This window comes from Scytonema hofmannii PCC 7110 (genome assembly GCF_000346485.2).
Taxonomy (GTDB): domain Bacteria; phylum Cyanobacteriota; class Cyanobacteriia; order Cyanobacteriales; family Nostocaceae; genus Scytonema; species Scytonema hofmannii.
In genome coordinates this window covers 3,989,301-4,014,282 of record NZ_KQ976354.1, presented here as the reverse complement: position 1 = coordinate 4,014,282, position 24,982 = coordinate 3,989,301, and the positions used below count along the sequence as shown (strand labels likewise).

Sequence of the window (24,982 nt, the reverse complement as noted above, 5' to 3'; positions counted from 1 at the left end):
TTGTATATTGACAAAAGTTTTGTCAAGATTCCACCATGATTGACCATGACAGCCTGTTTAAAAAACTCATTTCGCAATTTTTGCCAGAATTTATTGAATTGTTCTTTGCTGATATCAGTAACAGTTGGGATAAAAACTCTGTGACATTTCTCCCCCAAGAAGTCTTCAGCGAGATTCCAGAGGGCGAAAAGAAAATCATCGATTTGTTGTTCACAGCCCAATGGCGAAATCAACAGACTCTGTTTATTATTCATGTTGAGCACCAATCCTACACCCAACCTAATTTTAATCAGCGAATGTTTCGCTATTTCAGTCGCTTGCACGAAAAATATTGTTTACCTGTGTATCCGATTGTCATTTATTCTCATGATGCCCCAAAAACGCCCGTCTCCGATTCCTATCGTGTGGAATTGTTAGGGTGGACAATTTTAGAGTTTCACTACAAAGTCATTCAACTCAATCGCCTCAACTGGCAAGATTTTGTCAACGAGCGCAATCCAGTGGCGAGTGCGTTGATGTCGAAAATGCGGATGAGCACAACTGAACGTCCTACGGTCAAGCTGATGTCACTACAAATGCTTTCGAGTTTGGGACTCAACTACGCACAAGTCAAGTTAATCTCCGGATTTATTGACACCTACCTGAGGTTAAATGATTCAGAAACAGCCATTTTTGAAGAACAGCTTGCTAGGATTGAACCAAGGCAGAAGGAGGAAGTTATGCAAATTGTTACGAGTTGGATGGAAGAAGGTCTGCAACAAGGAAGAGTTGAAGGAAGAGTTGAAGGAAGAGTTGAAGGAAGAGAGCAAGAAGCGATGACTCTTGTGTTGCGTTTACTCAAGCGTCGCTTCGGGACGCTAGACTTTCAAATAGAGGAGTCAATTCAGAATTTATCCACATCTTCGTTAGAAGATTTAGCGGAAGCTTTGTTAGATTTTACCAGTGTTGCTGATTTACAAGCTTGGTTGCAAGCTCGGTAAACAAGAATTCCCCACATTTTCCGAATATTATCTCACTAAAGCGTTAAGTGACTCAGAAAACTTAGCGCTTTTATTGTATATTGACAAAATTTCTGTCAATATTTCATCATAGACACTCATCGGCGATCGCAAAGTGAATATTGCCATCACCAAATTTTTGCATCGGTTCCTTTTCTTATACATTAAATACGCGATCGCTTAAAATTCTCATGACAAACTATCATTTTTTTTCACTAAAATTGTTAAACAAAAACAACTAGCAATTAGCTTGTTTAGACTTAATGCATCACTTTTTAAAATAATAAAAGTTCCCAATCCTATCAATACAAAAGGAACCAAGTCATTACCATATCGTGTCAGAATCTCGGCTATGTCTTTTTGACGAATCAATTGGTAAGCTACATAACACCAAACTCCTATCAATAGAAAAAAGATAGAGACAACTATCAAAAAACTTACGGAATTGCCGCTAGCAAATAATGGCACGTAGACACTGATATTATCGCTACCGTTAGCAATGGTTACAGATGCAACACTATAAGTTTGAGGAGAAACCAAACCAGACAGAATTGACTCTTCAGACTCTTCTGTCTCAGATTCACTGTCCTCTGAAGAATCTTCTCCATTCACCAAACTGCTAATACCCATAGCAATTGGCATTAAACCAAGTAATCCAATCCAGTGCGCCGATAAAACTAACCCCCCAAACAAACCAGAAAGACTAGCAACAATCAGTATAAAAAAACCTAGATACTGACCTGTAATAATATGCTTGTAAGTGAAGGTGGCATTTACTTGAGAAAAAAACAATAATAGGATGAGAAGGTCGTCTATATTAGTGGCAGTAAAGGCAAGGATTCCCGTGCTAATTGCAGTGATAAATTCACCCATGTTGTCTTTATTGTTTAATCCCACGCAAAGACGCACTTGTTTTTTATAAAGTAACACTCTCTCATAAAAGCAAGCATGACTACGCTTTGGGCAGCTTTCACAGAAGGTATAATTGCTTTTGTAGCAACCAATATTGATGATATCTTAATCCTTCTACTTTTTTTCTCACAAGTAGATGCCAATTTTCGCAAGCGTCATATCATTATTGGTCAATACCTTGGTTTTTCAGCTATTATCATCGCTAGCCTACCAGGATTTTTTGGTGGTTTGGTAGTACCGCACGAATTCATTGGATTGCTCGGATTATTACCTATAGCAATTGGCATTAAAAAGTTGTTGAGTCAAGAAGAATTTACAGAAGTTCAGACAGTAACTAGCGATTTTAAGGCATCTTCATCAAACCATCCTCTGGGGTCTTTTCTAGTCAGTCTTTTGCACCCTCAAACTTATAAAGTAGCAGCAGTCACTCTTGCGAATGGCGGAGATAATATCAGCATCTACATACCGTTATTTGCAGGAAATAGCTATGCCAGTATGGGTGTGATTTTGATTATTTTCTTTGTTATGGTTGGTGTTTGGTGTACGATCGCTTACCTATTAGCTCGTCAAGAGGCGATCGCTCATACTTTAAGCCGCTATGGTAGAGTTGCTGTCCCTTTTGTATTGATTTGTTTGGGTTTATTTATTATGTACGAAAGAGGTACCATCGCATGGCTTTACTCACACTGGAGAAACTAACTTGTAACTCACCATCAGCAAAAGCGTGTAGATGACAAATCGCAATGGGCGTTGGGGTGCAATTTCGCAAAGTTTGGCACCAAGGAGAACTCCAGGTACTGATCCAAACCATATTGGTAATACCAAGCCCCAATCAACAGTTCCCAAGCTCAAATGCCCAAGAGAAGTAAAAAATAACAAGATAGCTGCTTGTGAAATATCTGTACCCACTAATTTACGAGCATCCAAGCGGAAAAAGGAAATCAGCACCAACGCGAACATTGAACCGGAAGAGACACTCGTTAAACCAACCAAACAGCCTAAAATCGCTCCTACACTCATTGCCAACACACGACCCCATATAGTTTCCAAATCAAACTTCGGTAAATCGGGAAACTTCAAATTTGGGACAAATGTTAGCAGCAACAGTTGTATCAAGGCGGATAAGGTGACGCACAAAATCATTACCCCGATCGAGTGCAGCAAAACGCGATCGAGATTGTACTCCCCAGTGTGCTTGATAAAGTGCAGGATTCCTACGCCAAACAAGGAACCAGGAACACTGCCAAACGCCAGCCATTTTACCGCTTGCAAGTCAATAGTTTTTTGCTGCCAATGCTTAAAGCCGCCCACAAATTTCATTAACGTCGCCGCCACTACATCAGAGCTGACTGCAACGGAGGGTGGAACTTGAAAGATAAAGATCAGCATTGGTGTTATGAGAGATGCTCCACCAATTCCCGTTAAACCAACGACGATACCAACAAAAAAACTGAAGAAGGGTAATAAGAGATAATGCATACGACTGCTCGTGTACAGGGTTGTTATATTGCCCGAACTTCCAATGGAAGCCAGATTGGTAGATGTAAACCCCTTTTTCTTTAATAATAACAAAACTTTATAGGCTTACCGTACTTTAACTCAAATTCCGATCAAACGTCCAGCGTATTCGCACATACGCAACTAAATTATTTGTTACAGTAACTTGGCGAGCAGACTACGACTCAAAAGCTTTATGGAGTAAGCGATTGAAGCTATATAAATCTTCTGCTAGAATAAAATCTAGCAGAATAAAAATCACAATTTAGCATTTTAACACCCAGATTACTCTGACTCTAGGAAAATATGAAGGATAAAATATATCCCACGTATGTTTTAGGAGTATCAGTAAGGATGAAGGATGAAGATAAAGTATGAAGGTATATCCTCCGTAGGTTTCGGAGTTAGTCGTAATGGTGATTGTATCTAGTTTTCACCCTTGATCCTTTCAGTGTTTTAGCGTTACAAAAATGTCTCAAACTGACTTCAACAAACAAAACCAGTCTTTTTTCGACTTTGTCAAAGGATTACTCGCTGCTCGTTGGCAGTCTCTGCTATTGCTACTTATAGGTATCTACTTACCCCTACAAATCTTTGGGCTTCTAGCAAGAGCGGTTTTGGAAAGCAAAGGGGGTTTCCCATTCCCTTGGGATGTACCCATTCTCAAGGCAGTTCACTCCACAGCAGGAGCGCAACTTGATGCGATCGCAGTGGTGCTGACCAAATTTGGTTCTGCAAAATTTATGTTTCCCGCTATCGGGTTTCTTGGGCTGCTTCTTTTGCTCCAACAACGGTTGCGATCGCTCACTTTTTTGCTAACCACTACTATAGGAAGCGCCATTATCAACCGTACAGCAAAAGAGTTCATGCATAGAGTCCGCCCCCACTTGTGGGATTCACTTGCACCTGAGTTAGATTTTTCATTTCCTAGCGGTCATTCCATGATGAGCATGACACTAGTAGCAAGCTTGGTTGTTTTAACTTGGGGTACGATTTGGTCTTGGGTTATACTGATTGCTGGAAGTTTTTTTGTCGTAGCCATTGGCTGGACAAGACTTTATCTTGGAGTTCACTTTCCCAGCGATATTTTTGCAGGCTGGATGGTTTCAATAGCCTGGGTAATTGGCGTCAGCCTAATTATCAAACCCCATGTCACTAAAAAAACTGCCGTCACCGAAGCGCCAACGGCAGAAGAGACTACATTACTACCAGAAGAAAAGCAGATTTTGAAAGAGAAATCAGTAACGGATGGTTGATTGCTCAAGAACTTTCAGATAAACAATATCCAATCAAGTTCTTGTGGGATGGGCGTCCTCGCCCGTCCTTTATTAGTTATTGATAGCAGGCAAGACGCCCGCTCCACAAGTATGAATAGCACTTAATCACCAAGACTGATTTGTGGAGTCTCGGTTGTTGGCGCAGTGGTAGAGCGTGTATCTAAAAATGCCTGAGAGACTGTAGGAACAAACCAGTTCACTTTACTAGATTTGGACACTTGAGCAACGGGCATATTGAATTCCAGTGCTCCTGTCGTTTGATTGGTAGCGATCGCTAACTTAGTTCCTTTGGGTACTTTAACAACGACACCGCCAGTAATTTCCTGATTTTCTCCGTCAGAAGTTGGGGATACAGCAGTGACATCACTGGGTATATAAATTCCCTGACAATCCCAGTCATTTTGGGTTGTTTGACCATTAGCCAGAAAGTAAAGTCCGGCATCATATGGAAAATCTTCTTCTTCAATGTTTCCTGGTATTGGCCCATAAACAGCTAGAGTTTTACCAGTCTTGTTTTCGCACTGACCCCAATTCACACCCGACTCGAAAGCGTATTTGAGCAACTCCAACTCCCCAAGTTTATTTTCTATTTCTTCTGGTGTATAACCTTCGAGTTCTGTTTGAGATTCTTGCACTGTTCGCAACTTGTTAATCTCTTTAGTCAAGGCTTTGTATTCAGGGCTTTTCGTAATTTTTGGTGCATCTGCAAAGGAAGGTTGAGCAAACATAAAATTTGCTAGCAGTAGCAGCACCATCAAAAGATATTTGAAAGCTTTCATGATTTTTTCCAAACCAAATAACAAAATCAAAAATTTGAAACCTATGGCTTGCAGGTAGCATTCTCCACATTGTAGCAACTGCAAAGCCAAAAAATACGGGTTTGGGAATAGGGGTTAGAGAAGAGCGATGTTCATGCTTTGTTTTGGGTTATTGCCCGCGAATATGTATCTTAACCAATTCAAAAATTACATTATCATCTGGCAGTGAGTTGTAAAATCTTAAAAAAAAATTAATTTTATACAACGTGATCGCAACTCTTTGATGGCTTTTAGTTGCTGTGTTTCAATCATATCAAATTGTTCAGCTTTCTTAACAAGTCATTTGAAGTTTTCTGAGCGGCTTAGCATGTATTAAATAAAACTAGTTTTTTGTATAGCATAATACTTATTATTTTTGTTCGAGGAAAATTGATTTTCTACTATTCCGATGAACTTGGCGTAGAATTAGAAGTGATTAAAAAATGCTCATTTAGGATTTTTTAAAGACTTGATTGTCGAAATTATATAAGCTATGATTTACTTCGCGATTGGAATTCAATTAAATCACTTGAAAAATGGATTGTATTATTTAATATGATGCATTAGATCTGTTTATGCGAAGGATTAGACAACTTTAAATGCAGTTGTCCAAGCTGGTTAAGAATTTTCTCAAAAAGCACCCAAAATATGCACTATTCCAGGTTTAAAAAACTCGCAAGATGAAACAAAAAAAATTGTCGCACCATAAAAGTGCTCACGGATTAAGACCCGCTTGTCTCTCTTTTGGGGAAGTTCTAGCTCAATCCTTTGCTGTTATTGCACCTACCACAATTCCTGCATCTAATATTGGTTTGATAGTAGCACTATCGGGAAAAGGAGCGTGGTTAAGTTTTCTCATCGGGTTAATTGGACTGGTCTTAGTCAGTATCAACATTAATCAGTTTGCCAGTCGTTCGGCTTCTCCCGGTTCCCTCTACTCTTACATTGTTAAAGGTTTAGGTCCAACAGCTGGTGTTATTTGTGGCTGGAGTTTGGTGCTGGCATATTTGTTCACGGGAATGTCGGTATTGTGTGGTTTCGCCAACTTCAGTGGAATTTTAATTGGTCAATTGGGTATTCATCCCTCCAGCATTACACTATTGGCGTTGGGTGCTGGAATAGCCTGGTATGCAGCCTATAAAGATATTCAGCTTTCTGCTATGGCAATGCTTTGGCTCGAAGGAATCTCGCTTGCTCTGATTGCAGTATTGTGCGCGATCGTTTGGGCAAATAAAGGTTTTGCTCTAGATATGTCACAACTGACACTTTCTGATGTCACTCCTGGCAAAGTTGCAACGGGATTGGTGTTGGTGATGTTTGCTTTTTCTGGCTTTGAAAGTGCTACATCGTTAGGTGATGAAGCCAAAAAACCGTTACAAACCATTCCCAGATCGGTGATGGGTAGTGTTATTCTGGCTGGGCTATTTTATATATCGACAACATATATTGAAGTGTTAGGTTTTAGCGGTACTGGTATGTCGATTACCGAAACCGAAGAACCTTTAAGGTTTTTATCCCAACAAGTAGGTATGGGATTTTTGGGAGAGTTGATTGCTGTTGGAGCGCTGTTTAGCTTTTTCGCTTGCGTTCTGGGCTGTATCAATCCTGCTGCTAGAATATTCTTCATGATGGCACGTCACGGATTGTTCTACTCCAAGCTGGGTAATGCACACTCCTTGAATCGCACTCCCCATATTGCAGTGACAATCTGCTCGTTTGCAATCTTCTTAGTTCCTGCACTTATGTCCCTATTTAACGTTAAGTTGTTTGAGAGTATGGGTTACCTGGGGGCTATATGTAGTTATGGATTTCTCACAGTTTATATCCTCATTTCTCTTGCTGCACCAGTTTATCTATATAAAATTGGTAAACTCCGCTTGCATCATATCGTTTTCTCTGTGCTAGCGGTTGCGTTTATGATGATTCCTGTATTGGGAAGTGTGGGCATTCCAGGTAGCACAATGTTTCCAGTTCCAGAAGCACCCTATGATGTTTTCCCCTACCTATTCTTGATGTATTTGGCTGTCACTTGTGGTACGTTTGTATTACAGAGACTGCGATCGCCTAATATTGTTGCGGAAATGCGGCAAGGAGTAGAAGAAATTCATGCCCGATTTAGCGATCGTGATGGGCTTTAATTTCAATTTATAACCGCAGATGAACGCAGATAAAGAATCCAAAATCCAAAATCTAAAATCCAAAATCTAAAATCCAAAATCCAAAATTGACATGAGTGGATTAGTAAGTGCAATTAGCACGGGGGCTGCTGCTTTTGGTGCTACCAACATTGATGATATTGTTCTCCTGACAATCTTTTTTTCACAAGTTAACGAGACATTTCGTCGCTGGCATATTATACTTGGTCAGTACTTAGGCTTTGCAGTACTGGTTCTTGCCAGTCTTCCCGGTTTTTTTGGAGGTTTAATTGTACCGAAACCATGGATTGGACTCTTTGGCTTAGTGCCAATCTTAATTGGTATTAGGTGCTTAATGAATAAAGATGAAGATTCGGAAAAAGCTGAGGAAGAACCAGAGCAGACTCAACGCTCGGTTTTTACCAAATTTTTTAATGTACAAATTTACAGTGTTGCTGCTGTGACGTTTGCGAATGGCAGCGATAACATTAGTATTTATATTCCTTTATTTGCTAGCAGCACTTTGGAAAGCTTGCTTGTTATTATAGGAGTCTTTTTTCTACTTGTAGGAGCTTTGTGCTTTGCAGCGTATCAATTAACCAATCAAAGAGCCATAGCTGAAATGCTATCTTGTCATGGCAATAATTTTGTCCCATTTGTCTTGATGGGATTAGGTGCTTTGATTTTGATAGAAAGTGGTGTTTTGACTCCTCTACTTTCTTTTGTCAAGGATTGTTAGTTGTTAGTTGTAAAAAACCACTAATAATGACAGGCGAGACGCCTGTCCTACACCATCAACTACTAACCACTAACCATTTTAGTTACAAACTATACAAATATCCTAGTCAATATTTTAGTATAAATTTATAAATTTGAGGAATAAAGTTGACTATTTTAGAATTTTCATTATTAGTTTGGATAGGGTCATTTACTGCTGGATTTCTAGGGGCTTTAACTGGTTTGGGCGGCGGAGTTGTTATTGTCCCTTTGTTAGCTTCGGTTTTTGGAGTTGATATTAGATATGCAGTCGGTGCTTCTTTAGTGTCCGTCATTGCCACCTCTTTAGGTGCAGCATCTACATATATAAAGAAGGGCTACACAAATTTACGGTTGGGAATGTTTTTAGAGGTGGCAACAACGATTGGGGCTTTAATTGGAGCATTGATTGCTACGTTTATTTCTGTGAAAGCTTTGACTATTGTACTGGCTGTTGTTCTACTTTATTCAGCGTACCTTTCACAACAACCGAAACTTGACAATTTAGAAAGCGAGTCACCCGATCCTTTAGGAAATTATTTACAACTTAATGGTAGTTATCCCGCGCCTGAAGGGGTAGTCTCTTATCAAGTTCACTCCGTTCCGGCTGGATTTAGCGTGATGTTTGTTGCTGGTGTGATTTCTGGTTTATTGGGTATTGGTTCGGGCGCGTTTAAGGTGCTAGCAATGGATCAAATTATGCGTATCCCGTTTAAAGTTTCTACAACCACAAGCAACTTTATGATTGGGGTGACAGCAGCAGCATCCACCGGAGTTTACCTAGCACGAGGTTACATCGATCCTGCATTGTCAATGCCAGTTATGTTGGGGGTATTACCTGGTGCTTTTTTAGGGGCGCGAGTTCTGATAGGGGTTAAAACTCAAACTTTAAGAATTGTGTTCAGTCTTGTGCTGGTTCTAATGGCTTGCAAAATGGTATTTAACAGCTTAACAATAGGGGCAGCGTAATATGGAAAAAATGAGTTTTGGTTTTTGGTGGGGTTCACCTACACTTTCCAAAAGTGAATCAACTCAAGTTCAGTTACAGCAATTTGGCGATACGGCTTCAGCTGTTAAGCCAGAGGCTTATCGCAACTTAACTCAGCAGGACATCAACGCAGCTACACCAGCCTCTCATAACTCTGAGCTTGATGCTAGCAACTCCGGTACAAAGACGTTAAGTGATTTACAACTTGAGCCGTTACTTAGCAATTTATTAAAATATGGCGTACTCATTGCTAGTGCTGTCATTTTCATCGGAGGTTTACTCTACATCATCCGCCACGGTAGTGAACCTGCCCAATATCAAATTTTTAAAGAAGAATCATTTGAATTTCGTTCTCCTGTAGGTGTTATAGATGTTATTCGAGCAGGCAGCTATCGTGGAATTATTCAACTTGGACTACTGCTATTAGTTGCAGTTCCTATATTGCGAGTCGTTATTTCTCTATTCATATTTTTACGACAGGGAGATTATACTTACGTTGTTATCACGTCGATTGTCCTCACTGCTCTAATGTGCAGCTTTTTAGGTGCATTTTAGATTTGTCTTCTAATTTAGGGAAATTACCCAATCTTGTGGCACGGGCGTCCCCGCCCGTTCTCTACTAGTGACGGCTCGTGTCGCCCGTACCACAAGATATATTTGAAGACTTTTTTATTTGGAAGTCCCTGATTGTAGATAGGGCTAAAGCCCACTTTCTAGAGATTTGCTGAAAATATCTAATACGATTTTGAAAAATTAATGTGAAAAATAAATTTCGTAAAGACTAGCCATGCTAGTCTCTACATTTAAAAAAAGGGGTTTCAAAAACAGAAACCTATGAAATAAACTGATTTATCAATCCCAGATTTTGTTGAATAAACTCCGAAACAGAAGTTCTTACCAAATCAATCATTTCAACTGGAAATAATCCCAACGCAGCAGCAGAACCCAAGCTCAATAAGCCAATAATTAAAGCCAGAACTCTTCCAAAAAAACCAGGGTTAATTTCCATAAAACCCAATCGCGATTGTCCTATAACAGAAATAGTAAGGAAGACTATTCCTAAAATTAACAAAATATTAGTTAAAGGTAAAGCACTCATAGTTTTTGTCAATTCTGTCATTCCCTATTATAGCTATAATTTTTACCCAAGAGGTTATGTACAAAGTTAGAAGTTAAGGTATTAGATCCCCGACTTCGTGGAGAAGTCGGGGATCTTGTACCGCAGACCACTGGACTTTTTGTTTAATTGTTGTTATACTACGGTAATTGAATAAACTTTATGTAAGTTAAATTATGCAAAACATCCCACAAATACCTCAGGAGTCTAACTTAGCAGCGCAGACAGCCCTTGAGCAATTGCAATCAGATGCTCCTCTGGGTTTGAAACAAGGAATTTTCAAAAGAATAAGAGGAGGATTGTTTTTTGTCCTTGGATATTTACTATCGCCTCTGTGTTGGTGGAATGACCTAATATTCAATCTGCCGATCGCTTATGGTTTTGGCTATGTTTGCAGTTTATTCTCGCCACAACTACTTATACCTTGCTCAATAGCAGGCTATTGGCTTTCTAACATTGTTGGAATTCTCTTGATGCAAAGAGGGGCTTTAGATGTGTTTCAAAACCAACCAGCAGAGCGCAATACGAGAAAAGAGTTGGTCACAGGTTTAGTCACTTCAACTATTTTTACAGTTGTTATTTTAACATTAATCCAGTTAAAAGTTATCGATACTCCGAATTTATTTCCAAATAGTTAGTGGTTAGTAGTTAGTGGTTAGTGGTAGTGGGAATGAACAACTAACAACTAACAACTAACAATTAACCACTAACCAATTTAATAAGATTTCAAAAAATCGGTCAAATTTAATAACTTTTGCTCGCCTTGACCAACAATGATTGGAAGCTTGCCATCCCATTTTTCCAGTGCTTGCCTTTCCAGAATTTCTGGTGTCAAATTTTCGCGGAGTACCCTGTGTGCTTCTGCTTCACCTTTTGCTAAATTCACTTTGGCTTCTGCTTCTCTTGATGCTTTCAAGGCTATAAACTCTGCCCGTTTAGCTTCTTGTGCAGCAACTTGCTTTGATTCTACAGCTTCATTAAACTTTGGAGAGAAGTGAATGTGGATTAGAGAAATATCATCTACTGCAAGATGATAGTTAGCTAATCGATTTGTTAAAGTCTCGTCTACTCCTGCTTTCATTTCTCCTCGCTTGGTAATAATTTCTTCAGCAGTGTATCTCGCGACAACTGCTTTGAGAACTTCTTCAATCGCTGGATTGATAATGCGATCAACAACATTATTTTCATCTCCAATTTTCTGAAAAATAGTATTGGCTTGCTCTGGAATAATGTGCCAGTTTAGAGTAACGTCTGTGGAGATATCTTGCAAATCTTTAGAGGAAGCCTTAGCAGAAATATTTTGCTTTTGAACTCGCACGCTCAATCTTTTTACTGTGTTTACTACTGGTACAATGACGTGAATACCTTCTCCGAGAACTCTGTCTTGCACTTTACCAAATTCCATCAATACACCTCGTTCTCCTGCATTTACGATCGCAAAGGGAGTCAGAAACAGAGTTATTAGAAATAGAAGTGCAGTCAATTTACCGGCATTGTTAAATGCTTTACTTTTTTTCATAATTCCTAGCAAATGTAAAGTATCTGTAACAAATTTGACAGTTGCTTTTTTCCTATAGAGTAGGATGAATATTGCTCATTGATTTGTCCCTGCTTTCTGGATTTGCTTAACAAAAGTTTATTATTTTGGCATAAAACGATTAAACTTGCGATCGTGCTATCAGGAGCACTGACACTAGAAGACTTCCAAGCCTCTCCCGATAGTGTACTGTTTACTGGTGTGCAATCTCTTTATTACAGCCTGCTGTTGAAGAACAGAGTGATTGTCTAATGAATTAACTAATGGTATTTTAGTACAAAAGAACTAAAGGGTGTGCAGCAATTGCAACCTAAAACCAAGAGGAATGTTGTTATGGCAAACTCTAATTTCCTGCTTTCCAGCTATCAAGCCTTGGTGCAAAACCATGCTAGTCAGTTTGACCCAGAAATCATAACCTTACAACAACTTGTAGAGCAACGTATGCAAGACTTGAGCCAGCAGGAACAGGCACTGGTAGAAGCTCAAGTGGTAAAACTGCAAGATATCATTGATGCCCTTGCCACTGATGCCCGTTGTTTCTTGCCAACACCAGAATTCAGTGCATTTGTACAAGAGTTGAAAAAGGCTCCTAGAGACTACTGGTATAGTCAAAAATTTAAGGATACTTTCGCAGATGACCCCACAACCTGGTTATTAGCAACACTTAATTTGCCAGTGAGTATCAGCAACTACAAGACGCATGAAGATCCTAACGGCTACGATGACGAGCGCACTTATATTAGGTATAGCTATTCTCTGGTTTTAAAATTAGGCAATGCTGAGCGTCAAATTGAGGTTCCTTACAAACGCATATACAACGTGAATGAGCAGATTGATTCGTCCCTGAGAGAGCAAATCGACTACTATATCTTAAGTGAAGCAGAGGACTTGTTAAGAGAGATAGGACACTCAGAGGCGGAAAGGACGCATCTGTGTCAGGAAGTGGGCAATCTGGTGGGATATGCTACGACTCTATTTGCTCTCAAGCCCAGAACTGCAACCTTTATATACCCATCAACACAAGAGAAATAATGGAACTGTACCTCAGTTTGTCAGCTTATGGTGGAGTGCCAACCCGCAAGGCATTGACGGTATTTTGGGAGGCTGGTATTCGTCAGGTTGAACTCGCAATTGGTTCGCAACCCGATACCGATGCAGTACAGGCAATTCAGCTTTTTGGGCAGCAAGGGATGGTTTACCGCGCACACCACGCTTTTGTTTGGGGCGATCGCCATCACCCGTTTAATCTGGCACAACCCCAAGACTGGAACTATTTCCAGAGATTGACAGATTTCTTAGCTAGTTTGGGCATCACAGCCTATTCGGTGCATGGTGGGAACTTTGCCACGGTCTGCGATCGCTCACTGGCATATGCTACCTTTTTAGAAAACGTCTATTGCCTCTATCAACTGTGCCAAATGCGAGGTATTGCTCTTGGTGTGGAAACCATGTATCCTATGTTACCCACTAGTGCTACCCAGAACCTTTTGGACAATGCTGAGGAAGTGACTCAGTTTTGCCAAGATGCCCCAGAAATCAAGCTAGTCATTGATTTAGCACACTTGAATATTTGGCATAACCACAGCCACCTTGCAAAGTTGCAATGGTTAAAACTTACACCAGAACGACTTTTAGAAATTCATATCTCCGATAACGACGGACGACACGATACCCATTCCCGCATTACACCGCAGACCTGGTGGGTATCGCAAATTTCCCAATTTCCTGTCGGAGTACCGATTGTGTTGGAAAGTCGCCTGAATCGTTTACCTGTTGCAGGTGTGACGCAAGAGTGTGATCGGGTGAAGCAATTGCTGTGGATGAATTAAACTGAACTTCTCTGCTTAGACAAAAGTCGCGTGTTATGCATAGCAATTAGTCCGCACGAGAAGGGCTTTGTTTGTGTAGCCGCGACTTCCAGTCACCTCAATTATTCTCTATCTAGAGTGGTAAAAGAGCGTTAAGCTTGAAATGGTAAAAAGAAGGTAAGCACGCGCTACACTGAGGGCATTCCTCCAAAAGCACTCCAAATTCCTATGCCTTGTTGGTTCAATACCGCAGGTCCTTGTCAAGCAGACATTCACTATATGCTACCGCCCACGATTCGGTTGCCAAACTTGGAGCGGCTGATTGAACAACGTAGCTATTTTGTTATTCATGCACCGCGTCAAACTGGTAAAACTACTGCAATGTTGGCGCTGGCAAAACAACTGACAGAAAGTGGACGCTACACTGCAGTCATGGTATCAGCTGAAGTGGGCGCACCGTTTACCCATGACCCAGGAAAAGCAGAATTGGCAATCCTCGGTGCTTGGCGTGATACAATAGAAATCCGCTTACCCCAAGACCAGCAACCCCCTGCATGGCTGGAAGCGCCAGATGGAGAGAGGATTAAAGCTAATCTCAAGGCATGGGCGCAAGCTTCTTCACGACCTTTGGTGCTGTTTATCGATGAAATTGACTCTTTACAGGATGAAGCGCTGATTTCTGTTTTGCGTCAGTTACGAGATGGTTATCCCGATCGCCCCAAAAACTTTCCATTATGTGTAGGGTTAATTGGTTTACGAGATGTACGGGATTACAAAGTGGCTTCTGGAGGAAGTGACAGACTCAATACAGCAAGTCCCTTTAATATTAAAGTCCGCTCCCTAACTTTAAGAAATTTTAATGCCACTGAAGTCGAGCAACTCTATCAGCAACATACCGACGAGACGGGACAAGTTTTTACTTCATCGGCAATTCAAACAGCATTTGATTTGACTCAGGGACAACCTTGGTTGGTTAATGCTTTAGCTAAAGAAATTGTCGAAGAAATGGTAACGGATACGGATGTAGCTATTACACCAGATTATATTCATGAAGCAAAAGAAGTGCTTATAAAAAGACAAGATACCCATCTTGATTCCCTTGCTGAACGATTGCGAGAACCGAGAGTCAAAGCCATAATTGAGCCAATTTTAGCAGGTTTGGAACTGGGGAATATACCTAATGATGATATCCAGTTTGTTATCGACTTGGGTTTGTGTAAAATCGACCCCCTGGGAGGATTGGCGATCGCAAACCCGATTTACCGTGAGGTTTTACCAAGAGTATTAACAGTAACACCAATGGCTTCATTGCCTCAAATTGCACCAACTTGGTTGACGACTGACGGGGAATTAGACTCCGATGCTTTATTACAGGCATTTTTAGCATTCTGGAGACAGCATGGCGAACCATTACTGGGTAGTGCAGCTTACCATGAGATTGCACCCCACTTGGTGTTGATGGCATTTTTACATCGCGTTGTGAATGGGGGAGGAACCCTGGAACGGGAATATGCTATTGGACGAGATCGCATGGATTTGTGTTTGAGATATGGAAAAATTACGTTAGGGATTGAGTTGAAAGCTTGGCGCGATAAAAAAGCAGACCCAATGGAATCAGGTATTGAACAGTTAGATTCTTATTTGGCAAGGTTGGGGGTAAATTTTGGTTGGTTAGTGATTTTTGACCGACGCACGAAGGCGTTACCTATTGAAGAGCGATTGAATACTCAAGTGACAACTACCAAAAACGGACGTTTTGTGACTATTGTTCGGGCATAAAATTTGATAAAATTATCAGCCCGTTGTTTGATTTACAATCGTAAGGTACGGGGCAATGCAGGGAGCATCCACTTTTGGCAGATCGACTTTTTTAGACAAACGATATAGTCCGGGTAGCAGTAGGATAGCTTTTAAACTTCATGGCAAATCCTCCACCCACCCAGTACAAACGAGCTGCTAACGAGTCACCTTGAAGGGCATTAAATAGTATAAAAATGACTAGTCATCAATTCTAAATAATTTCCTACTCAACAGGTTATTCTAAAGTAGGAGAAGTGTGATGACAATTTGGTAATACCATGCAAAGTGAAAAATTATCAATTTCCTTACCAGCCTCTCTGGTGCAATTTATTGAGAGTTACAAGGTAGCCAAAGGGTGTAAATCTCGCTCTCAAGTGATTGAAGCAGCGTTGGAATTGTTGCGATATCAGGAACTAGAGGAGGCTTACCGATTAGCATCTAGTGAAGTTGATGCTGATTGGGATGTCACAGTTGCGGATGGATTGACAAATGAAACGTGGTGATATTTACTACGCTAATCTTAGTCCGGCAGTTGGTTCGGAAATAGATAAACGCCGTCCAGTGCTGATAGTTAGTAATGATGCTAATAATCGTGCTGCTACTACAGTAACAATTTTGCCACTAACATCTAATGTTAGTCGTGTTTACCCATTTGAGATTTTACTAAATCCGGAAGACACAGGTTTACCCAAGCCTTCTAAAGTCCAAGCACAGCAAGTACGCACAATTTCTAAAGAGCGCATTGTACAAGAGGTAGTGGGAACTTTGAGCCAAGAGTTGATGCAATTAGTAAATGCCGCTCTTAAACTACATTTAGAGCTGGATTAAATTGTTGATAACCCAGATTCCACACTAAGGGGCTGCTATTTCTTCTAAAGATACAGTTTTAATATACTCGGAGTTCGGCTCGTTATGCTCGGAGTTCGGCTTGTGCAATTCTCCAGCAGAAAGCCGAAAAAATGGGAGAATACCGCCCGCTATAAACTGAAACTTACCGTCAACAGCCCTTTGCAGCCAAACTGTAATCACCGCTAAGTTCACCTGTTAAGACATCAATATTATTCAGGGTGCTACAAAGTTTACTCTGTCTAGTTTTCAAACTTTTCCTCTCTCTAAAAACGTGGAATAGAAGATGGTAAGCCGACTCGCATAAATAATCTTGCAAATGATTGAGAAAAGTGCTCTAAGTAAGGAGACTTTAATCGCCACCGACAACCTAACTCAGTAGCATGCTTCAAAATATATGCATAAGGTAAACTGTATATTTCTCTAAAATTTACAACTAGTGCCTCTCTATTATTGTCAGGGTTGGTTGGCGATGCAAGTAAGTGTAAACCTTCTATTCTACCCGTTAAAACCTCATTCCATTTGCCCTTTTTCGCAAATGCTGGATTAACCTCCTCAAATTCTGAAATGCGATTAATTGTACACACAACTACTTGACTGACCTTTTTGTTATCTAGGTCACAACTTTGAGTTAAAACAATTAAATCTAGTTCGTTTACTTCTACCTCTATTTCTTGAGTTTCATTGTCTTTTTTTCCAAAAGTTGTTGGGTCAAATAATGGTACTGGTACGAAACACCCAGGCAGGTAGTCACCTTGCCTGAGAGTCGGTTCATTAACCTGCACCCAGAAAGGGTCTATCGTCATTCTTCGTCTTGAGGATACGGCAGAGGTTTTCTACGCCCTGTAAACTGAGCACGCATACGTACACGTTCTGAGCGCTTTGGTGGCACTGAATTGTAATCTATTTCCCCAGTATTTTCAAGAGTTTTCAGATATTCTTTGATAGCTGTCAAATTCTCCAAAATTTCATCAGCTAACTCCGCAATCTGTCGTCCTTCCGGACTTTGCAATTGCGAAGTAACTTTTGGTTCTAACACTAGTAATTTTGGTTGGGCTGAAACTCCATGATTGAGTAGGGGGGTAATTGTAGTCATCAGTTAATCAACTCCCTTGTCTTTTCTGTAATGCAAGCCTCAAAAGCTTTGTTCTTTTGTTGGTGCATTTGTTCTATAATTTGCCAAATTCCCAATTCATCATTGGGGATGTCCTGCTCTAGAAACAAGTCTAAATCCAACAGTATAGAAACAAAATTGGGTGTTGGTGGAGGAACTAATGCTTGATTGAGAATAAGCATTGCTGCTAAATCCTCTTGAGGAATCTGTAGCTGCATAAAGTAGCCACTTAATCCTTGCGTTAAGTCTGGGGAAACTTCAGGAAATGTCTTTAAGTATTCTTTTATATCTCCTACAGGTAGAGGAATATCTAGCCTGTTAATATACCTGAGTGCTAACCGAGCAATGGCTTGTGGATGTGTCAAGGACTGATATATACTCCACAGCCGCTTTGCTTCATCTCGGAACGTTTGCCAACAGTCGTAGGGAGCAAGACGACTGAAGGTGAAGCCATCCAAACGCACTTGAAGAATCTGTTTTTGGTCATTGCTGAAGAACCTGTAGCCAATCTCAGATTGGCTTGCCGTAGCTCCAACACTGGCACCTGCGATCGCTTGCCCCTGAAAAATTAACATCTCCTCACGTTTTGGGTACTCAGCTTGAATGCTTGAGTACACTTGCGCCAAAACATCAAGCTTTACTTCTTGTGGGAGTTGAACTTGTATGTCAATCAGTGCTTCGGTGATTGGCGCGGGTGAGTAGTGTTGTTTTGCTTGCATATTGTCTATTTTAAACTGCGTGAGTCAATTAGGGCAATGCAGGCGACTATACCTTTTTAAAGCTATCCGTCGTTTTGCTCGGTCATGTGGGTTTTTACTGTCAACCGGATACTGCTTTGCTTCGTTAATTAGCTGCTGTAGCTCCTGGTTACTGTACGTTCGCTCATTTTTAACCGCAAGATTTAATTAAGCCTTACAGGGCTTGTAATCGGTGGCAATACAATGGATGAAGGCATTTTTAAAAGCACTGAGCTTTTGGTCATTTTATGATTTATCATATGCCTGCGCCTTAAAGAATCGCCTCTGGAAGCCTTCTGTGATAGTCACAAATTTTACTTAAAAATAACGGTTCACGTAAAAAGCCCCGTTTTCCTTTTACATTAAGGCTTTAATTCCCCTTCGGATCTCAAAATAAGCGAACGCACAGTAACATAGCTTTACTTTTTAGAAATCAAGCGGTTGAACAATTTCTGCAAATCCTTTATTAGTAAGGCTTTTCACGATACTTAAAATTAAAAATCTCCTCCAAAAATACTGACTGCCAATATACTGCTTATATAAAAACCTACTTATATAAAAAGCTATTGGTGGCGATCGCCTCTAAAACGATAAGCCCTGAACAGTGTATCATTTCTTAACTTTTATTTTATAGTTCGTCTTTGTCGCTATACAATCTACTCTTTGAATATTGGAGTAGCCATCTATCTCTCGGCAAGCGTGCCTGTGAAGATTGCTTGACAAGATTTTGATATGTAGTATCAAAGGAGATATTTTTGCTGACTTCCAACCAAACTCTATCATGAGCCTAGATTTACGTAAATTTATTGAAGCGTGTCGTCCGACCAAAACCTTAAACATGGAGATCCCTGAAGACCGAGGGTATTATATTGATTTTGCTTCTGTTCGAGGTGACAAGGTTGTTAATAAGCTAAAGCGAACTATTACCCGCCTTTACCCCGATAAGTCTACTTGTCAGTTGTTCACTGGACATATTGGTTGTGGTAAATCTACTGAGTTATCACGGCTACAAAATGAGTTGAAGCAGGAAAAATTTCACGTTGTTTACTTTCAAGCTACGGATGACTTGGATGTAGAAGATGTAGACATTACTGATATTTTACTCGCGATCGCGCATCAGGTAAGTGAAAGTGTGGCAAAGGAAAAAGTTGATTTGCCTACACGCGGTTTAAAGGGTTTTCTCAAGGAAGCGTGGGAGTTTTTGAACACACCAATCGAAATCACTGAAATAGAAACTTCCCTACCCCAAGGTATTGCCAAGATTACGGCAACAATGAAAGATAGCCAACAACTGCGTTCTCGACTTAGACAGCGCCTAGAACCAGAAACTACAAAACTTTTAAAGATTATTAATGAAGAAATTTTTACTCTTGCCATAGAACAGCTGAAGAAGAAGGGTTATCAAGGGCTGGTTGTGATTGTGGACAATTTGGATCGGATACAGAATAAACCATCTTCTGCATCCAGCAACCCCCAGCCAGAGTATCTTTTTGTTGACCGGGGAGAGCAGTTAAGCCAAATAAATTGTCATTTGGTTTATTCTCTTCCACTATCGTTAATTTTTTCCAATCAGCGAGAAGTCTTGAAGAACCGCTTGGGTAAAGGTACCAGCCCAATGGTATTACCAATGGTCTCGGTGCAACATAAAGACGGCTCTGAACATACTAAAGGAATGGAGTTATTGCAGCAAATGGTGTTAGCGAGAGCTTTTCCTGAAATTTCACGAGAAAATCGGTTGAGTTTAGTGACAGAAGTTTTCGACAGTATTGACACCTTAGATAGATTATGCAGAGTTAGTGGCGGTCACGTGCGGAATTTGTTGGGGATGCTTTACAGCTGTCTTCAGGAAGACGATCCGCCAATTTCTAAAAAAATTGTGGAAAAGGTGATTCGGACGGAGCGGGATTCTTTGGTAGCTGCAATTGATCAAGAGGAGTGGAATTTACTATTTCAGGTGGTAAAAGAACAAGCAGTTAAGGGAGAACTAGAATATCAAGCTCTTTTGCAAAGCCTCTTTGTCTTTGAATACCAAGATGAGGAAGGTAAATGGTTTGGGTTAAATCCGCTGTTGTTTGAAACTGACAAATATAAGTTGTGGCAACAGCAGAATGTTTAGCAGGCTTGACCTGCTAGCTTATAGATGACACTGATTTTAAAATTAAATAAAGTTTTTATTGTTAGTGTGGCTTTAGGAATTACATTTACCTATAACTCTAAATGTAGGCTAGCAAAACTTTGGTCAATCGAGCCCATTAGCCAAGGATAAAATTCAATAAATGTATTGCCATTTTTACAAGCGGTTTCATCAACCTGCCCCCAAAGGAACTAAACAATCAAATTGTCGGTGCTTATATGAGTAACCAAAACCGCTTACAAGAACTTTCAGCCGATAATGCTCAATCTCTCAAAACCTTGCAACGAGCAATTGCAAACTCAAAAGGGCAATTTTCCTTGATTCTAGTGCGGTGCAACTATGCTTGTTTGCGATTGCAGATCCTGCAACTCTTACAGGAGCAATACAATCTAGTTATTCAAGAGTTCCCCCTTGAACCATCTGCCAAGACTCTTTATACCAATATTCTTGAACGATTTGATCGGCAGCAACTAGATGCATTAATTATTTGGGGCTTTGAGGTAGTGGAAGATATTGACAGTTTGCTTTATGCTACCAATAATGTCAGAGACTCATTTCAACGTTTTGCCTTCCCAGTGGTTTTGTGGGTAAGGGATACGATGTGGAGTCAACTAAGGCGAAAAGCACCAGATTTTATAAATTGGGCTAGACCAATAGTTGAATTCAAAATAACAGAACGAGAATTGATAAGGTTACTACATGAAAATGCTCAGCAAGCCTTCGCTGAGCAGCCAGAGTTTAGCTTAGATAATGCTGAACTTAAAGCGGCTCAACAAGATTTGCTAGAATCCGGTCAAGAATTAAAACCAGAAATTCAAGCTAAATTAGCGTTTCTACATGGTTTAGCCTGTTACAAAAATTTTCATTTAGATGATGCCATTAAGCAGTATGAGCAAAGTTTGTATTTTTGGCAGAACAATCAACAATATGAACAAAGTGGAATAGTTTTATTCCATCTTGTCCTAGTTTGTTACTTGAAGGGAAAAGATTATCAAGAAAAAACTAAAACTTATAGTCAACAATATTTGAAAATATTTGAACAGATTAAATCTTCTAACTGGTCAATGAAATATATCAATAAGTTGGGAGATGTGCTGCGACAATTAGAAGAGTGGGAACAATTGCAACTCCTTGCTCAAAAAGCACTAGTCATACACCAACAGAAGGTCGAGTTAAAGTTGGTTGCTCAAGATTATACTTTTTTAGCAGCAGTTGCTCTCAAAAAAAATTCAGACTGGGAGGAGGCGAAGCAACTAGCATTGGAATCTCTCAAAATTTTTGAATATCCTGCAATTTTTCCAAATATATCTGATGATGAATCTCAAGTTTTAGGTTTAAATTACTTCATTTTAGCTCAAGCACAGCAACAGTTGAGGGAAATCGAAGATGCGATCGAGAATTTGGAGAAGGCAAGAAAGAGAAGCCAGCCTCAGTACGATCCAATTCTTTATGTTGAAATACTGGGGGAGTTGCGAAATATTCAATTTAAGAGAGGTAAATATTTAGAAGCTTTTCATTTAAAGCAAGAACAACGGGAGATTGCGAATCAGTACGGGTTGCGAGCTTTCATCGGTGCAGGTTGTTTACAACCACCACAAAGGGTTATCAATCCGATAGCAACCTATGCAGGGGAAAGTCCTGATATGCCCGTAGAGGATATTGTAGTTGCTTCTGGAAGACAGAAAGACGTAGAGGCACTGATTGAACGGATGAAGAGACGCGATTGCAAATTAACGGTAATTTATGGTCCATCCGGAGTGGGTAAAAGTTCAATTGTGCAAGCTGCCTTAGTGCCAGCACTCGAAAGAACTTACTTTGAAGGACGCATCGTGTTGCCTATTTTATTACAGGATTATAAGAATTGGCTTAATAGATTGGGTGAGTGTTTAGCAAAACCACTGGACAACAACTTTCTATCTGCCTACCTTTCAATTATAATAGAACAGTTGCGTGAAAACGAACAAAAAAAATTATTCACCATACTCATTTTTGACCAATTTGAAGAGTTTTTTTTCGATAACAATAATCCAGTAAACAAACAATGGTTTTCTGATTTTTTGCGCCAGTGTTTGGAAATTCCCTATTTGAAGGTCATCCTATCTTTGCGGGAGGATTACATCCATTTCTTATTAAAAATAAGCCGTCTCACAAGTTTAAGAATTGATAAAAATTATGAAAATATTCTCTATTACTTGGGTCATTTTTCAAGAGAAGATGCTAAAACAGTGGTTCAAAGCTTGACTAGACGCTCGGCCTTTCCTTTAGAGTTGAGTCTAATTGAACAATTGGTGAAGGATTTGGCGGTAAAAGAGGAAATAGTACTCCCTATTGAATTACAAGTGGTGGGAATGCAACTTGAAAATGAAAAAATTACTCAGTTAGAAGATTATCAAAAACTTGGAGATATGCCTCAAGAAAAACTGGTAGAAAAATTTTTAGAAGATGTAGTTCAAGACTGTGGACGAGAGAATGAAAATGTTGCTTGGAGGATATTGTACGCATTAACAGATGAAAGAGGTATCCGTCCTCTAAGAAGTCGGAATGATTTGATATCTATATCTGATGAACCTGAGGAAAAAATAGATTTTATACTAGAGATTCTGTCAGGTTCAGGGTTATTAATTATGATACGTGAGATAGACAGTAATCGTTATCAACTTATTCATGACTATATTGTTAAGCCTATTAGAGATAAGACAAAAGATAACAATCTTTTTATATTATCATTAAAGCATAATTATAGTACTTTGGTTGAAATCAAATCTTACGAGATGCCTTCTAACGCAGCAATCACTGGAAAAGCTTTCATTAACAACACAGATAATAAAACATTGGTTCCGATTCGGATACTACGTGAAATTAATGCAAAGCCCATAGGAGAGAAACAATATATAAATGGTGTCACAACAAGAACAGTACAACCTTATCTTGTTAGCATTAGACTTGAAGGATTGAGCAAGTTTATTGATCTAGAAGTGTTTGATTGGGAAGGTCAAATATTACGTCTTGGTAAGGATTTTTTACAAAAAGTATTAATTTTTTGAAATCCCTTTTTGCAAAGTAGAAGTCAGAAAGCAGAAGGAAAGAAAAAAGTTTATAAGGGAAGCCCTTTTGCTTTGCAAAAACAGGATTTAAGCTCCTCACCAAAATCTCTGACTTCATAGCCTTAAATCCACTTAGTAGTTTGAAGTCACCTCTTATTACCTCGTTCATCCAACCTTCTTTAAAGAAATAAACAAAGTTTGTACCAAGTTCTCTTGATCGGCATGAGTTAATGGTCTATCATGAATTAGAGACAAGTTTGTAATCGTTATGAATTGTAAGGATGTAGGTGTTGAGATACCGTTAGAGAGCTACTTTCAGATTTGACGGAGCCGTATTAAAACAACTTTAATCGCAATAAGGCACGAAACAATAAACTTTTGACGCTTCTTATTGAGACTAAAGAAACCTCCCTAAATCGCTAAAAAGGTTTATGGATGAAAGCTTTGGCCGTTTTGGTTGATGACCTGAACCCTACTATAAATTTAAAGTCTTAATTTCATTTCTACTGAAATAAATGCGTACTATTGCAATTCATACTTCCAAAGGCGGAGTTGGTAAAACTACTCTATCTGTCAATCTTGCCTATGAAATAGCAAGGTTGGGTAATAAAGTTCTTGTAATTGATTTAGATGACCAGGGTAATAGCAGTTTATATCTAGGAGTTAATCAAGCTGACGAGCTTGATAAAGCTAAAACACTAGATGATTTCAACAAAATTTTAGAAGGATTTAAGTCTAAAAAAGAAATTATACATTTTTTGAGTTCTGATATCTACTCTTCAAGTTTTGATTATAAAGATTACATACGGAAAACATCACCATTTAATGAATATTTGAATGCAATTGATTCTAATGGTAGAATAGATGTAATTGTTAGTAGTTATAGAACTACAGATGAAGTAGACAGATTAACTTCACGTGTTGGCAGATTGGGAAATACTGCAATGCTTCTGAAAAAGGCTCTAAGAAAGTTTGACAACGAGTATGATTATATTATTTTAGATACTTCACCGAATATTACTCCGGTTACACTAAATGGGTTATATGCTTCTCGTTATTTAATTATACCTACCCAGTTAGAATATTTCTCAGTGTATGGTGTTAGTTCAGTAGTGAGGGAAATTAAGCGAGGAGTTCATGAAGAAATGGAGGGACAGCAAGCAAGAATTTTAGGTATTGTACCTATGATGACAGAACCTGTACGTGGTAGAAATAAAGGATCTGCTAGTAAAATCAAAATTAACAATTTTGCTAAACAATTACTGAAGAGAGCACAACTAGGCACAGATTTGTTACCAGAAATTAAAAGGACAAAGAGTTTTCCTGATGCTGCTGAAAAAAGGGTTCCTTTGCGAGTTTTCGTAGAAAAAAAGCCTGAATCTAAGAGAATAAATAGTGAAATAGAAGCTGTGGATCAGCTATCTAATTTAACAAAAAAAATTATTGAAAGAATAGACCAAGATGAAAGCCAAAGGGGAATTTAAG

26 protein-coding genes are annotated in these 24,982 nt (G+C 39.5%); 17 read left to right on the top strand and 9 right to left on the bottom strand.

Annotated elements, in window-relative coordinates; all coding sequences use genetic code 11:
- Nucleotides 1–35 precede the first annotated feature (35 nt).
- Nucleotides 36–980: a DUF4351 domain-containing protein gene (locus tag WA1_RS16380; RefSeq protein WP_017746521.1), complete on the top strand. Its 945-nt coding sequence runs from the start codon at nucleotides 36–38 to the stop codon at nucleotides 978–980.
- A 207-nt stretch (nucleotides 981–1,187) separates the two neighbouring features.
- Here WA1_RS16380 and WA1_RS16375 read toward each other — a convergent pair whose 3' ends face one another.
- Nucleotides 1,188–1,871, bottom strand: a complete 684-nt coding sequence (locus WA1_RS16375) for a cadmium resistance transporter (protein ID WP_017746520.1) — start codon at nucleotides 1,869–1,871, stop codon at nucleotides 1,188–1,190.
- A 75-nt stretch (nucleotides 1,872–1,946) separates the two neighbouring features.
- On the opposite strand from WA1_RS16375, the gene WA1_RS16370 reads away from it, so the two are divergent.
- A complete protein-coding gene (locus tag WA1_RS16370) occupies nucleotides 1,947–2,609 on the top strand; it encodes a cadmium resistance transporter (RefSeq protein ID WP_017746519.1) in 663 nt (220 codons plus the stop codon).
- On the opposite strand, the gene WA1_RS16365 is transcribed toward WA1_RS16370, so the two are convergent.
- Nucleotides 2,592–3,389: a sulfite exporter TauE/SafE family protein gene (locus WA1_RS16365; protein WP_017746518.1), complete on the bottom strand. Its 798-nt coding sequence runs from the start codon at nucleotides 3,387–3,389 to the stop codon at nucleotides 2,592–2,594. The two genes, WA1_RS16370 and WA1_RS16365, sit on opposite strands and share 18 nt — an antisense overlap.
- A 488-nt stretch (nucleotides 3,390–3,877) precedes the next feature.
- Here WA1_RS16365 and WA1_RS16360 point away from each other — a divergent pair, with 488 nt between their 5' ends.
- Entirely contained in the window at nucleotides 3,878–4,663 is a 786-nt protein-coding gene (locus WA1_RS16360) for a phosphatase PAP2 family protein (RefSeq protein ID WP_017746517.1), read from the top strand.
- Between the two features lie 122 nt (nucleotides 4,664–4,785).
- On the opposite strand, the gene WA1_RS16355 is transcribed toward WA1_RS16360, so the two are convergent.
- Nucleotides 4,786–5,463 carry a hypothetical protein gene (locus tag WA1_RS16355; protein WP_033336121.1) on the bottom strand — a complete coding sequence of 226 codons (678 nt, stop codon included), beginning with the start codon at nucleotides 5,461–5,463 and terminating at the stop codon, nucleotides 4,786–4,788.
- 698 nt (nucleotides 5,464–6,161) lie between these two features.
- Here WA1_RS16355 and WA1_RS16350 point away from each other — a divergent pair.
- The 4 genes from WA1_RS16350 (at nucleotide 6,162) to WA1_RS16335 (ending at nucleotide 9,915) form a co-directional block, all read left to right on the top strand.
- Nucleotides 6,162–7,619, top strand: coding sequence for an APC family permease (locus WA1_RS16350; protein WP_017746515.1), 1,458 nt, complete (start codon nucleotides 6,162–6,164; stop codon nucleotides 7,617–7,619).
- 91 nt (nucleotides 7,620–7,710) lie between these two features.
- Nucleotides 7,711–8,355 carry a cadmium resistance transporter gene (locus WA1_RS16345; protein ID WP_017746514.1) on the top strand — a complete coding sequence of 215 codons (645 nt, stop codon included), beginning with the start codon at nucleotides 7,711–7,713 and terminating at the stop codon, nucleotides 8,353–8,355.
- Between the two features lie 146 nt (nucleotides 8,356–8,501).
- Nucleotides 8,502–9,341: a sulfite exporter TauE/SafE family protein gene (locus WA1_RS16340; protein ID WP_017746513.1), complete on the top strand. Its 840-nt coding sequence runs from the start codon at nucleotides 8,502–8,504 to the stop codon at nucleotides 9,339–9,341.
- A 1-nt stretch (nucleotide 9,342) separates the two neighbouring features.
- Nucleotides 9,343–9,915 (top strand): DUF1634 domain-containing protein, encoded by a 573-nt coding sequence (locus WA1_RS16335; RefSeq protein ID WP_017746512.1) that lies wholly within the window; start codon nucleotides 9,343–9,345, stop codon nucleotides 9,913–9,915.
- Nucleotides 9,916–10,192: 277 nt separating this feature from the next.
- Here WA1_RS16335 and WA1_RS16330 read toward each other — a convergent pair whose 3' ends face one another.
- Entirely contained in the window at nucleotides 10,193–10,480 is a 288-nt protein-coding gene (locus tag WA1_RS16330; RefSeq protein ID WP_017746511.1) for a hypothetical protein, read from the bottom strand.
- A 173-nt stretch (nucleotides 10,481–10,653) separates the two neighbouring features.
- Between WA1_RS16330 and WA1_RS16325 the strand changes: the two genes are divergently transcribed.
- The gene (locus WA1_RS16325) at nucleotides 10,654–11,115 is read left to right on the top strand and encodes a DUF7980 family protein (RefSeq protein ID WP_017746510.1); all 462 of its coding nucleotides are present in this window, start codon (nucleotides 10,654–10,656) and stop codon (nucleotides 11,113–11,115) included.
- A gap of 77 nt (nucleotides 11,116–11,192) precedes the next feature.
- On the opposite strand, the gene WA1_RS16320 is transcribed toward WA1_RS16325, so the two are convergent.
- Nucleotides 11,193–11,996, bottom strand: a complete 804-nt coding sequence (locus WA1_RS16320) for a prohibitin family protein (RefSeq protein ID WP_017746509.1) — start codon at nucleotides 11,994–11,996, stop codon at nucleotides 11,193–11,195.
- Nucleotides 11,997–12,098: 102 nt separating this feature from the next.
- On the opposite strand from WA1_RS16320, the gene WA1_RS56980 reads away from it, so the two are divergent.
- From WA1_RS56980 to WA1_RS16295, 6 genes are all read left to right on the top strand, one after another.
- The gene (locus tag WA1_RS56980; RefSeq protein ID WP_158516643.1) at nucleotides 12,099–12,266 is read left to right on the top strand and encodes a hypothetical protein; all 168 of its coding nucleotides are present in this window, start codon (nucleotides 12,099–12,101) and stop codon (nucleotides 12,264–12,266) included.
- 81 nt (nucleotides 12,267–12,347) lie between these two features.
- Nucleotides 12,348–13,046, top strand: coding sequence for a hypothetical protein (locus WA1_RS16315; RefSeq protein WP_017746508.1), 699 nt, complete (start codon nucleotides 12,348–12,350; stop codon nucleotides 13,044–13,046).
- Nucleotides 13,046–13,843: a sugar phosphate isomerase/epimerase family protein gene (locus WA1_RS16310; protein ID WP_017746507.1), complete on the top strand. Its 798-nt coding sequence runs from the start codon at nucleotides 13,046–13,048 to the stop codon at nucleotides 13,841–13,843. The genes WA1_RS16315 and WA1_RS16310 overlap by 1 nt, the downstream gene beginning before the upstream one ends.
- Before the next feature lie 207 nt (nucleotides 13,844–14,050).
- Entirely contained in the window at nucleotides 14,051–15,601 is a 1,551-nt protein-coding gene (locus WA1_RS16305) for an ATP-binding protein (RefSeq protein WP_017746506.1), read from the top strand.
- 299 nt (nucleotides 15,602–15,900) lie between these two features.
- Nucleotides 15,901–16,125 carry a ribbon-helix-helix domain-containing protein gene (locus tag WA1_RS16300; protein ID WP_017746505.1) on the top strand — a complete coding sequence of 75 codons (225 nt, stop codon included), beginning with the start codon at nucleotides 15,901–15,903 and terminating at the stop codon, nucleotides 16,123–16,125.
- Nucleotides 16,112–16,450, top strand: coding sequence for a type II toxin-antitoxin system PemK/MazF family toxin (locus tag WA1_RS16295; protein ID WP_017746504.1), 339 nt, complete (start codon nucleotides 16,112–16,114; stop codon nucleotides 16,448–16,450). Before WA1_RS16300 ends, WA1_RS16295 begins: the two co-directional genes overlap by 14 nt.
- Before the next feature lie 24 nt (nucleotides 16,451–16,474).
- Here the strand turns inward: WA1_RS16295 and WA1_RS56975 are convergent, their stop codons facing one another.
- The 4 genes from WA1_RS56975 to WA1_RS16280 all read right to left on the bottom strand — a co-directional run bounded on the left by WA1_RS56975 (nucleotide 16,475) and on the right by WA1_RS16280 (nucleotide 18,301).
- A complete protein-coding gene (locus WA1_RS56975; protein WP_017746503.1) occupies nucleotides 16,475–16,651 on the bottom strand; it encodes a hypothetical protein in 177 nt (58 codons plus the stop codon).
- Nucleotides 16,652–16,734: 83 nt separating this feature from the next.
- Nucleotides 16,735–17,274 carry a hypothetical protein gene (locus WA1_RS16290; protein ID WP_017746502.1) on the bottom strand — a complete coding sequence of 180 codons (540 nt, stop codon included), beginning with the start codon at nucleotides 17,272–17,274 and terminating at the stop codon, nucleotides 16,735–16,737.
- On the bottom strand, nucleotides 17,271–17,564 hold the full coding sequence (locus WA1_RS16285; protein ID WP_017746501.1) for a hypothetical protein: 294 nt from the start codon (nucleotides 17,562–17,564) through the stop codon (nucleotides 17,271–17,273). The genes WA1_RS16290 and WA1_RS16285 overlap by 4 nt, the downstream gene beginning before the upstream one ends.
- Nucleotides 17,564–18,301, bottom strand: a complete 738-nt coding sequence (locus WA1_RS16280) for a TIGR04255 family protein (RefSeq protein WP_017746500.1) — start codon at nucleotides 18,299–18,301, stop codon at nucleotides 17,564–17,566. Before WA1_RS16280 ends, WA1_RS16285 begins: the two co-directional genes overlap by 1 nt.
- A gap of 799 nt (nucleotides 18,302–19,100) precedes the next feature.
- Here WA1_RS16280 and WA1_RS16275 point away from each other — a divergent pair.
- The 3 genes from WA1_RS16275 to WA1_RS16265 all read left to right on the top strand — a co-directional run bounded on the left by WA1_RS16275 (nucleotide 19,101) and on the right by WA1_RS16265 (nucleotide 24,981).
- Entirely contained in the window at nucleotides 19,101–20,435 is a 1,335-nt protein-coding gene (locus WA1_RS16275; RefSeq protein WP_017746499.1) for a P-loop domain-containing protein, read from the top strand.
- 236 nt (nucleotides 20,436–20,671) lie between these two features.
- Nucleotides 20,672–23,497, top strand: coding sequence for an nSTAND1 domain-containing NTPase (locus WA1_RS16270; RefSeq protein WP_017746498.1), 2,826 nt, complete (start codon nucleotides 20,672–20,674; stop codon nucleotides 23,495–23,497).
- Nucleotides 23,498–24,012: 515 nt separating this feature from the next.
- A complete protein-coding gene (locus WA1_RS16265; protein WP_017746497.1) occupies nucleotides 24,013–24,981 on the top strand; it encodes a ParA family protein in 969 nt (322 codons plus the stop codon).
- Nucleotide 24,982: the final 1 nt, after the last annotated feature.

Bases quoted from the DNA above. Each gene is read 5' to 3' on its own strand.
- WA1_RS16380 (WP_017746521.1), top strand. From the start codon at position 36: ATGATTGACCATGACAGCCTGTTTAAAAAACTCATTTCGCAATTTTTG.
- WA1_RS16375 (WP_017746520.1), bottom strand. From the start codon at position 1,871: ATGGGTGAATTTATCACTGCAATTAGCACGGGAATCCTTGCCTTTACT.
- WA1_RS16370 (WP_017746519.1), top strand. From the start codon at position 1,947: ATGACTACGCTTTGGGCAGCTTTCACAGAAGGTATAATTGCTTTTGTA.
- WA1_RS16365 (WP_017746518.1), bottom strand. From the start codon at position 3,389: ATGCATTATCTCTTATTACCCTTCTTCAGTTTTTTTGTTGGTATCGTC.
- WA1_RS16360 (WP_017746517.1), top strand. From the start codon at position 3,878: ATGTCTCAAACTGACTTCAACAAACAAAACCAGTCTTTTTTCGACTTT.
- WA1_RS16355 (WP_033336121.1), bottom strand. From the start codon at position 5,463: ATGAAAGCTTTCAAATATCTTTTGATGGTGCTGCTACTGCTAGCAAAT.
- WA1_RS16350 (WP_017746515.1), top strand. From the start codon at position 6,162: ATGAAACAAAAAAAATTGTCGCACCATAAAAGTGCTCACGGATTAAGA.
- WA1_RS16345 (WP_017746514.1), top strand. From the start codon at position 7,711: ATGAGTGGATTAGTAAGTGCAATTAGCACGGGGGCTGCTGCTTTTGGT.
- WA1_RS16335 (WP_017746512.1), top strand. From the start codon at position 9,343: ATGGAAAAAATGAGTTTTGGTTTTTGGTGGGGTTCACCTACACTTTCC.
- WA1_RS16330 (WP_017746511.1), bottom strand. From the start codon at position 10,480: ATGACAGAATTGACAAAAACTATGAGTGCTTTACCTTTAACTAATATT.
- WA1_RS16325 (WP_017746510.1), top strand. From the start codon at position 10,654: ATGCAAAACATCCCACAAATACCTCAGGAGTCTAACTTAGCAGCGCAG.
- WA1_RS16320 (WP_017746509.1), bottom strand. From the start codon at position 11,996: ATGAAAAAAAGTAAAGCATTTAACAATGCCGGTAAATTGACTGCACTT.
- WA1_RS16315 (WP_017746508.1), top strand. From the start codon at position 12,348: ATGGCAAACTCTAATTTCCTGCTTTCCAGCTATCAAGCCTTGGTGCAA.
- WA1_RS16310 (WP_017746507.1), top strand. From the start codon at position 13,046: ATGGAACTGTACCTCAGTTTGTCAGCTTATGGTGGAGTGCCAACCCGC.
- WA1_RS16305 (WP_017746506.1), top strand. From the start codon at position 14,051: ATGCCTTGTTGGTTCAATACCGCAGGTCCTTGTCAAGCAGACATTCAC.
- WA1_RS16300 (WP_017746505.1), top strand. From the start codon at position 15,901: ATGCAAAGTGAAAAATTATCAATTTCCTTACCAGCCTCTCTGGTGCAA.
- WA1_RS16295 (WP_017746504.1), top strand. From the start codon at position 16,112: ATGAAACGTGGTGATATTTACTACGCTAATCTTAGTCCGGCAGTTGGT.
- WA1_RS16290 (WP_017746502.1), bottom strand. From the start codon at position 17,274: ATGACGATAGACCCTTTCTGGGTGCAGGTTAATGAACCGACTCTCAGG.
- WA1_RS16285 (WP_017746501.1), bottom strand. From the start codon at position 17,564: ATGACTACAATTACCCCCCTACTCAATCATGGAGTTTCAGCCCAACCA.
- WA1_RS16280 (WP_017746500.1), bottom strand. From the start codon at position 18,301: ATGCAAGCAAAACAACACTACTCACCCGCGCCAATCACCGAAGCACTG.
- WA1_RS16275 (WP_017746499.1), top strand. From the start codon at position 19,101: ATGAGCCTAGATTTACGTAAATTTATTGAAGCGTGTCGTCCGACCAAA.
- WA1_RS16270 (WP_017746498.1), top strand. From the start codon at position 20,672: ATGAGTAACCAAAACCGCTTACAAGAACTTTCAGCCGATAATGCTCAA.
- WA1_RS16265 (WP_017746497.1), top strand. From the start codon at position 24,013: ATGCGTACTATTGCAATTCATACTTCCAAAGGCGGAGTTGGTAAAACT.